This is a genomic window from Pseudomonas sp. MD195_PC81_125 (assembly GCF_014060985.1).
Taxonomy (GTDB): Bacteria; Pseudomonadota; Gammaproteobacteria; order Pseudomonadales; family Pseudomonadaceae; genus Aquipseudomonas; species Aquipseudomonas parakoreensis.
Genome location: NZ_JABULD010000156.1, coordinates 1 through 7,864 on the forward strand (window position 1 = coordinate 1; position 7,864 = coordinate 7,864).

Below are 7,864 nucleotides of genomic sequence, written 5' to 3' on the forward strand. Positions count from 1 at the left end.
GCTTGGACAGCGACGCATCGCCCGTCAGGGTGCTGTCGAAGTTCTGCGCCGCCAGCAGGCCGGACAACAGACGCATCGAGGTACCGGAGTTGCCCAGATAGATCGGGCCAGGTGCCGGCTTCAAGCCATGCAGCCAACGCCGTGAATAGTGACGCGACCGTGGTGCGGGCCTTCGATGACCACGCCCATGTCGCGAAATGCCTGCAAGGTCGCCAGGGCATCTTCACCCTCGAGGAAACCTTCCACCTCGGTCACGCCTTCGGCCAGCGAGCCGAGCATGATCGAGCGGTGGGAAATCGATTTGTCACCTGGTACGCGAATCCGACCGGACAAGCGGCCACCAGGTTGAGCCAGAAAAATCAGATCGTTGGAATTCATAGCGTCCACATAGGCCCTGCGGGCCAGGATTTTACTGAAATGCTCGCGGGCAACCCGGGCGCGCGTGAAGACGCCCAACAATTGGTGCCCATCCCCTGCATCGACCGCGTCGCGCAAGGCGTCGAGGTCGCTGCGAAATGTATCGAGTGTGCGCAGGACAGCCTCGCGGTTGGCGAGGAAGATGTCGTGCCACATCACCGGGTCGCTTCCGGCGATTCTTGTGAAATCGCGGAAACCGCCCGCAGCGTAACGGAAGATCTCAAGGTTTTCATTGCGTTTGGCCAACGAGTCGACCAGACCGAAGGCCAGCAAGTGCGGCAGATGACTGGTCGCAGCCAACACTTCGTCGTGGCGCTCGACCTGCATATGCTCGACATCGGCACCCAGCTCGCGCCACAAGCGATCAACCACCGCCAGCGCGGCCGGGTCGGTTTGCTCGAGCGGGGTCAGAATCACCTTGTGCCGACGGAACAGCTCGGCGTTGGAAGCTTCCACCCCGCTCTGCTCGGAACCGGCAATCGGATGGCCCGGCACGAAACGCGCTGGCATGCCGCCGAACGCCTCGGTCGCCGCGCGCACCACATTGCCCTTGGCGCTGCCGACATCGGTCAGAATCGCCTGACCCAGATCGACACCGGCCAGACGCGCGAGCACCTTCTCCATGGCCAGAATCGGCACTGCCAGCTGAATCACGTCAGCACCCTGACACGCAGCAATCAGGTCGTCTTCGCAACGGTCGACCACACCCAACTCGACCGCCAGCTTGCGCGATTGCGGGTCGAGATCGACCCCGACCACTTCACGGCAGATGCCGCTTTCACGCAAGCCTTTGGCAAACGAACCACCGATCAACCCCAGACCGACCACCACAAGGCGACCGATCATAGGTGCAGCAGATTGCAGAGCAGTGACATCACCCACGAGCCAGAACCTTGCGCAGCGCTTCAAGGAAGCGGCTGTTTTCCGCCGGCAGACCAATGGTCACCCGCAGGTGGTTCGGCATGCCGTAATTGGCCACCGGACGCACAATCACGCCTTCACGCAGCAGCCCCTGAAAAATCGGCGCAGCGACCTGACCAAGATCGACGCAGATGAAGTTGCCCTTGGACTCGATCCAGTTCAGACCCAGCTCACGGAAACCCGCTTGCAGTTGCTGCATGCCGGATTCGTTGAGCTGACGGCTTTGCGCCAGATACTCGTCATCCTTCAACGCCGCACAGGCTGCGGCCAGAGCCAGGCTGTTGACGTTGAATGGTTGGCGCACACGGTTGAGCACGTCCGCTACTACCGCAGTGGACAGGCCATAACCAACGCGCAGCGCTGCCAGGCCATAGGCCTTGGAGAACGTGCGCGATACCAGCAGATTCGGGTACGCCGCGAGGAAATCCAGACCGTCCGGCAGGTCGCTGCCTTCGGCGTACTCGATGTACGCCTCGTCCAGCACCACCAACACATGTTCCGGTACATCTTGCAGGAACTCGTCCAGCGCTTCGGCGCCGAACCAGGTGCCGGTCGGATTGTTCGGGTTGGCAATGAACACTACACGAGTGTTGGCATCGATGGCCGCGAGCATCGCAGGCAAGTCGTGCCCCCAGTCCTTGGCCGGCACCACTTTGGCCTGCGCGCCGACCGCCTGGGTGGCGATCGGGTAAACGGCAAACGCATGCTCACTGAACACGGCGTTCAGACCCGGCGCCAGATAGGCGCGCGCCACCAGCTCGAGAATGTCGTTGGAGCCGTTGCCAAGGGTTACCTGGTTCAGCTCGACGCGGCACTGCTCGGCCAACAGCGATTTCAGCGCGAAGCCGTTGCCGTCCGGATAACGGGTCAGCTCGGCCAGCTCATCGCGGATTGCCGCCAGCGCTTTCGGGCTGGCGCCCAGCGGGTTTTCATTGCTTGCCAGTTTGACGATTTTCGCCGGATCCAGATCCAGCTCGCGCGCCAGTTCGTCCACAGGCTTGCCCGGAACGTACGGCGAAAGTTGTTGCACGCCCGGCTGTGCCAGAGCGAGGAAGTTGCCACTCATTTGCTACCGCCCCTTAAAGAACTGCTTTCGGGTAGGAACCCAGCACTTTGAGTGCTACTGCTTCCTGACTGATCTTTTCCAGCACACCCTTGATCAACGGATCACGGTGGTGGCCGACGAAGTCGATGAAGAACACGTAGGTCCATTTGCCACTGCGCGACGGACGGGTTTCGATCCGGGTCAGGTCGATCCCGTTGTCATGGAACGGCACCAGCAGCTCATGCAGCGCGCCAGGCTTGTTGCTCATCGAGACGATGATCGAGGTCTTGTCGTCGCCGGTCGGCGGCACTTCCTGGTTACCGATCATCAGGAAGCGCGTCGAGTTGTCCGGACGATCTTCGATCTTTTCCGCCAGACGGGTCAGACCATACAAGCCAGCAGCCATGTCGCCGGCAATCGCCGCCGAGTTCCATTCACCCTTGACCCGCTTCGCCGCTTCGGCATTGCTCGCCACCGCCACGCGCTCGACATTCGGATAGTGCGCGTCCAGCCACTTGCGGCACTGGGCCAGCGACTGGGCGTGGGAGTAGATGCGGCTGATGCTGTCGGTCTTGGTGTTTTCACCGACCAGCAAGTGATGGTGAATGCGCAGTTCGACTTCGCCGCAGATCACCATGTCGTGCTCGAGGAAGCTGTCGAGGGTGTGGTTGACCGCGCCTTCGGTGGAATTCTCCACCGGCACCACGCCAAAATTCACCGCACCCGCCGCCACTTCACGGAACACTTCGTCGATCGCCGCCATCGGCTTGCTGATCACCGCGTGGCCGAAGTGCTTCATCGCCGCTGCTTGAGTGAAGGTGCCTTCAGGGCCGAGGTAAGCCACTTTCAATGGCTGCTCGAGCGCCAGGCACGAGGACATGATTTCGCGGAACAAGCGCGCCATCTCTTCGTTGCCCAGCGGCCCCTGATTGCGCTCCATCACGCGCTTGAGCACCTGGGCTTCACGCTCGGGACGATAGAACACCGGCACTTCGCCTTCGGCCAGCGAAGCCATCTTGACTCGCGCAACTTCCTGGGCGCAGCGCGCACGCTCACTGATCAGTTCCAGGACCTTTTCGTCCAGAGCGTCAATACGCAGGCGCAGGGCCTTGAGTTCTTGCTCGGACATCAGCCGTGTTCCTTCTCGAATTCAGCCATGTACGCCACCAGCGCGTTGACGGCGTTGATGTCGACGGCGTTGTAGATGGAGGCGCGCATGCCGCCCACGGAGCGGTGGCCCTTGAGGTTGAGCAGACCGCGCGCATCGGCACCGGCCAGGAACGGTTTGTCCAGGCGATCATCAGCCAGACGGAACGGCACGTTCATCCACGAGCGGTCCGACTTGTTGATCGGGTTGCTGTAGAGGCCACTGGCGTCGATGAAGTCGTACAGCGTGCGCTGCTTGACGTCATTCAGTTTGGCGATCGCTTCAACACCGCCCTGCTCTTTCAGCCACTGGAACACCAGACCGGAGAGGTACCAGGCCAGGGTCGGCGGAGTGTTGTACATCGAACCGTTGTCGGCCGCGACCTTGTAGTCGAGCATGGTCGGGCACAGCGAACGTGCCTTGCCCAGCAGGTCTTCGCGGATGATGTTGACGACAATACCGCTCGGGCCGATGTTCTTCTGGGCGCCGGCGTAGATCATGCCGAAACGCGAGATGTCGACCGGACGCGAGAGGATGTCCGAAGACATGTCAGCCACCAGCGGCACGTCACCGGTTTCCGGGATCCACTGGAATTCCAGACCGCCGATGGTTTCGTTCGGCGCGTAGTGAACGTAAGCGGCGTCTTTCGACAGCTTCCACTCGTTCTGACCCGGGATGGCGAAATAGTCGTAAGGCTTGGCGGTGGCAGCAACGTTGACGTGGCCGTAGCGCGAAGCTTCTTCGATGGCTTTCTGCGACCAGATACCGGTGTCGATATAGTCGGCGCTGCCGTTTTCCGGCAACAGGTTCAGCGGGATCTGCGCGAACTGCTGGCTGGCGCCACCCTGCAGAAACAGCACTTTATAGTTCGACGGGATATTCAGCAGGTCACGCAGATCCTGCTCGGCCTGGGTGGCAATGGACACGAACTCATCGCTGCGATGGCTCATTTCCATGACCGACAGACCCTTGCCATGCCAATCAAGGAGTTCACCCTGGGCACGTTGCAGGACAGCTTCAGGAAGCGCCGCAGGACCGGCACAGAAGTTATAGGCTCGCTTGCTCACATCCAATCTCGCTCTGATTTGGTGGTATCACGCAAAAAATCACACTACCGATCAACACAGTCCTGTGGGAGCGAGCCTGCTCGCGAATGCATCACCGCGGTGCGTCAGAGGTACCGCAGCGCCTGCTTTCGCGAGCCGGCTCGCTCCCCACAGGGGGATCTCCATGATGTCGAAATTTCATACCGGACAAATAACAAGGGGGCGAATTTTCATCCGCCCCCTCGCTTGTCCGCTTATTCCTGCGGCTCTTCGTCAGCTGCGGCGTCGAGTTGCTGGTCCTCGGCAACGTCGTCGATCACGACATCTCCCTCGAACCCGGCACCCTCTTCACCTTCAAGCTCGTCGCCCTCGACCTCCGATGGCTCCTGAACCCGCTCCAGACCGACCAGGGTTTCATCCTTGGCCAGTTTGATCAGAGTCACGCCCTGGGTGTTACGACCCAGGCTCGACACTTCGTCGACACGGGTACGTACCAGCGTGCCCTGATCGGAAATCAGCATGATTTCTTCGCCGTCGAGCACCTGAACCGCACCGACCAGACGGCCGTTACGCTCGTTGCTGACCATGGCGATCACGCCTTGACCGCCACGCTTGTACTCTGGGAACTCGGTAATCGCGGTGCGCTTGCCATAACCACGCTCGGAAGCGGTGAGGATCTGGCTGCCTTCTTCCGGGATCAGCATCGAAATCAGCTTCTGCCCTTCCGGCAGACGCATGCCGCGTACACCACGGGCGGTACGGCCCATGGCACGGACGTCGGACTCTTTGAAACGCGTCACTTTGCCGCCATCGGAGAACAGCATCACTTCGCGCTCGCCATCGGTGATGGCTGCGGAGATCAACACGTCGCCTTCGTCCAGCTCCAGCGCGATCAGACCGACGCTGCGCTGACGGCTGAAGGATTCCAGCGGGGTCTTCTTCACGGTGCCGTTGGCGGTCGCCATGAAGATGTAGTGACCTTCGGTGTATTCCTCGACCGGCAGCATGGTGGTGATGTATTCACCGTCATCCAGCGGCAGCAGGTTGACCAGCGGACGACCACGGGCGGCGCGGGACGCTTCCGGAATTTCGTAAGTCTTCAGCCAGTACACCTTGCCCTTGCTGGAGAACAGCAGCAGCGTGGTGTGACTGTTGGCCACCAGCAGGTGAGCGATGTAGTCCTCATCCTTGACGCCGGTCGCCGATTTGCCTTTGCCGCCACGACGCTGAGCCTGGTACGCAGCCAGTGGCTGGGTCTTGGCGTAGCACCGTGGGAAATGGTCACGACGCGCTCCTCTTCCGGGATCATGTCGCCCAGGGTCAGATCGAGACGCGCATCGAGAATCTCGGTGCGGCGCACGTCGCCGTATTCGGCACGGATCACTTCCAGCTCTTCGCGGATCACTTCCATCAGGCGCACGGCGCTGTTGAGGATGCGGATCAGCTCGCCGATCTGGTTGAGGATCTCTTGATACTCGGCCAGCAGCTTCTCGTGCTCCAGACCGGTCAGACGGTGCAGACGCAGTTCCAGAATGGCTTGCGCCTGTTCTGGCGACAGGAAGTACTTGCCGTCGCGCAGACCGTATTGCGGATCGAGGTTTTCCGGACGGCACGAATCAGCGCCGGCACGCTCCACCATCGCCACCACTGCCGAGGATTCCCAAGGGGTGCTGACCAGCGCTTCCTTGGCTTCCGACGGAGTCGGCGACGCCTTGATCAGGGCGATCACCGGGTCAATGTTCGACAGGGCAACGGCCTGACCTTCGAGGATATGACCACGCTCGCGGGCCTTGCGCAGCTCGAATACGGTACGACGGGTGACCACTTCGCGACGGTGACGGACGAAGGCTTCCAGCAGATCCTTGAGGTTGAGGATGCGTGGACGGCCGTCGATCAGCGCGACGATGTTGATGCCGAATACCGATTGCAGCTGGGTCTGGGCGTAGAGATTGTTGAGGATCACCTCAGGCACTTCGCCGCGACGCAGCTCGATCACGACGCGCATACCGTCCTTGTCGGACTCGTCGCGCAGCTCGGTGATGCCCTCGAGCTTCTTCTCTTTGACCAGTTCGGCGATCTTCTCGATCAGACGCGCCTTGTTCAGCTGATACGGCAGTTCAGTAATGACGATCTGCTGACGACCACCGACCTTGTCGATGTCTTCGATGATCGAACGCGCACGCATGTAAATGCGACCACGACCGGTGCGATAGGCTTCGATAATGCCGGCACGACCGTTGATGATCGCGGCCGTCGGGAAGTCCGGACCGGGGATGTATTGCATCAGCTCATCGACGGTCAGCTCGGGATTATCGATGAGGGCCAGGCAACCGTCGATGACTTCACCGAGGTTGTGCGGCGGAATGTTGGTCGCCATGCCCACGGCGATACCACTGGAACCGTTGACCAGCAGGTTCGGCACGCGGGTCGGCATGACCGCCGGGATCAGCTCGGTACCGTCGTAGTTCGGCACCCAGTCCACGGTTTCTTTGTGCAGGTCGGCCAGCAGTTCGTGCGCCAGCTTGGTCATGCGCACTTCGGTGTATCGCATGGCCGCAGCGTTGTCGCCGTCCACCGAACCGAAGTTGCCCTGACCGTCAACCAGCAGGTAACGCAGGGAGAAAGGCTGAGCCATGCGGACGATGGTGTCGTACACCGCAGTATCACCATGCGGGTGATACTTACCGATCACGTCACCGACAACACGGGCAGATTTCTTGTACGGCTTGTTGAAGTCGTTGCCCAGCTCGCTCATCGCGAACAGTACGCGACGGTGCACGGGCTTGAGGCCATCGCGCGCATCCGGCAGTGCACGGCCGACGATTACGCTCATTGCGTAGTCGAGGTAGGACTGTTTCAGCTCGTCTTCGATATTGACCGGGAGGATTTCTTTGGCCAGTTCGCCCATGAGAAGCCTGATTCCTTTTTCTGGTGAAACTTCGTCATATCCATATGGGATGTACGAAGCTCGTCGGGGCAGGCTGAGTGCCGTGCGCCGACTTACGACAAATCAACGGATAGAACCACGGATTTGCGCAGTAAAGACAGCTCCGTGAAGCCGCCTCGGAAAACGCCGGATGTTATCACAAGAGCCGCCACGCACCTATCCCCCAGATGCGCATGGAGCATAGTTAGTTGACCGATGACAGGCGTAAAGGGGACGAGAGAGGCTCAGAGCTTCTTTGAATGCAGTTTTGAGGTCAGGTTTTGCGATGTTTATTGACTTTCAGGCCCCCATCGCTGGCAAGCCAGCTCCCACAGGATCGGTGGCGAGCACAAGACCTGTGG

The 7,864-nt window shown here is 60.6% G+C and carries 3 protein-coding genes and 2 pseudogenes; all 5 read right to left on the minus strand.

The annotated features are described in order from the left end of the window. Positions 1-1,263: pseudogene (locus HT737_RS06805) on the minus strand (prephenate dehydrogenase/arogenate dehydrogenase family protein); the annotation flags it as partial. Between the two features lie 28 nt (positions 1,264-1,291). Next, a complete protein-coding gene (gene hisC / locus HT737_RS06810; RefSeq protein WP_182401955.1) occupies positions 1,292-2,404 on the minus strand; it encodes a histidinol-phosphate transaminase in 1,113 nt (370 codons plus the stop codon). A gap of 13 nt (positions 2,405-2,417) precedes the next feature. Next, positions 2,418-3,512 carry a prephenate dehydratase gene (gene pheA / locus HT737_RS06815; RefSeq protein ID WP_041069374.1) on the minus strand — a complete coding sequence of 365 codons (1,095 nt, stop codon included), beginning with the start codon at positions 3,510-3,512 and terminating at the stop codon, positions 2,418-2,420. Further along, positions 3,512-4,597: a 3-phosphoserine/phosphohydroxythreonine transaminase gene (gene serC / locus HT737_RS06820; protein ID WP_145594192.1), complete on the minus strand. Its 1,086-nt coding sequence runs from the start codon at positions 4,595-4,597 to the stop codon at positions 3,512-3,514. Before serC ends, pheA begins: the two co-directional genes overlap by 1 nt. Before the next feature lie 233 nt (positions 4,598-4,830). Further along, positions 4,831-7,484: pseudogene (gyrA, locus tag HT737_RS06825) on the minus strand (DNA gyrase subunit A). Between the last annotated feature and the right edge of the window lie 380 nt (positions 7,485-7,864).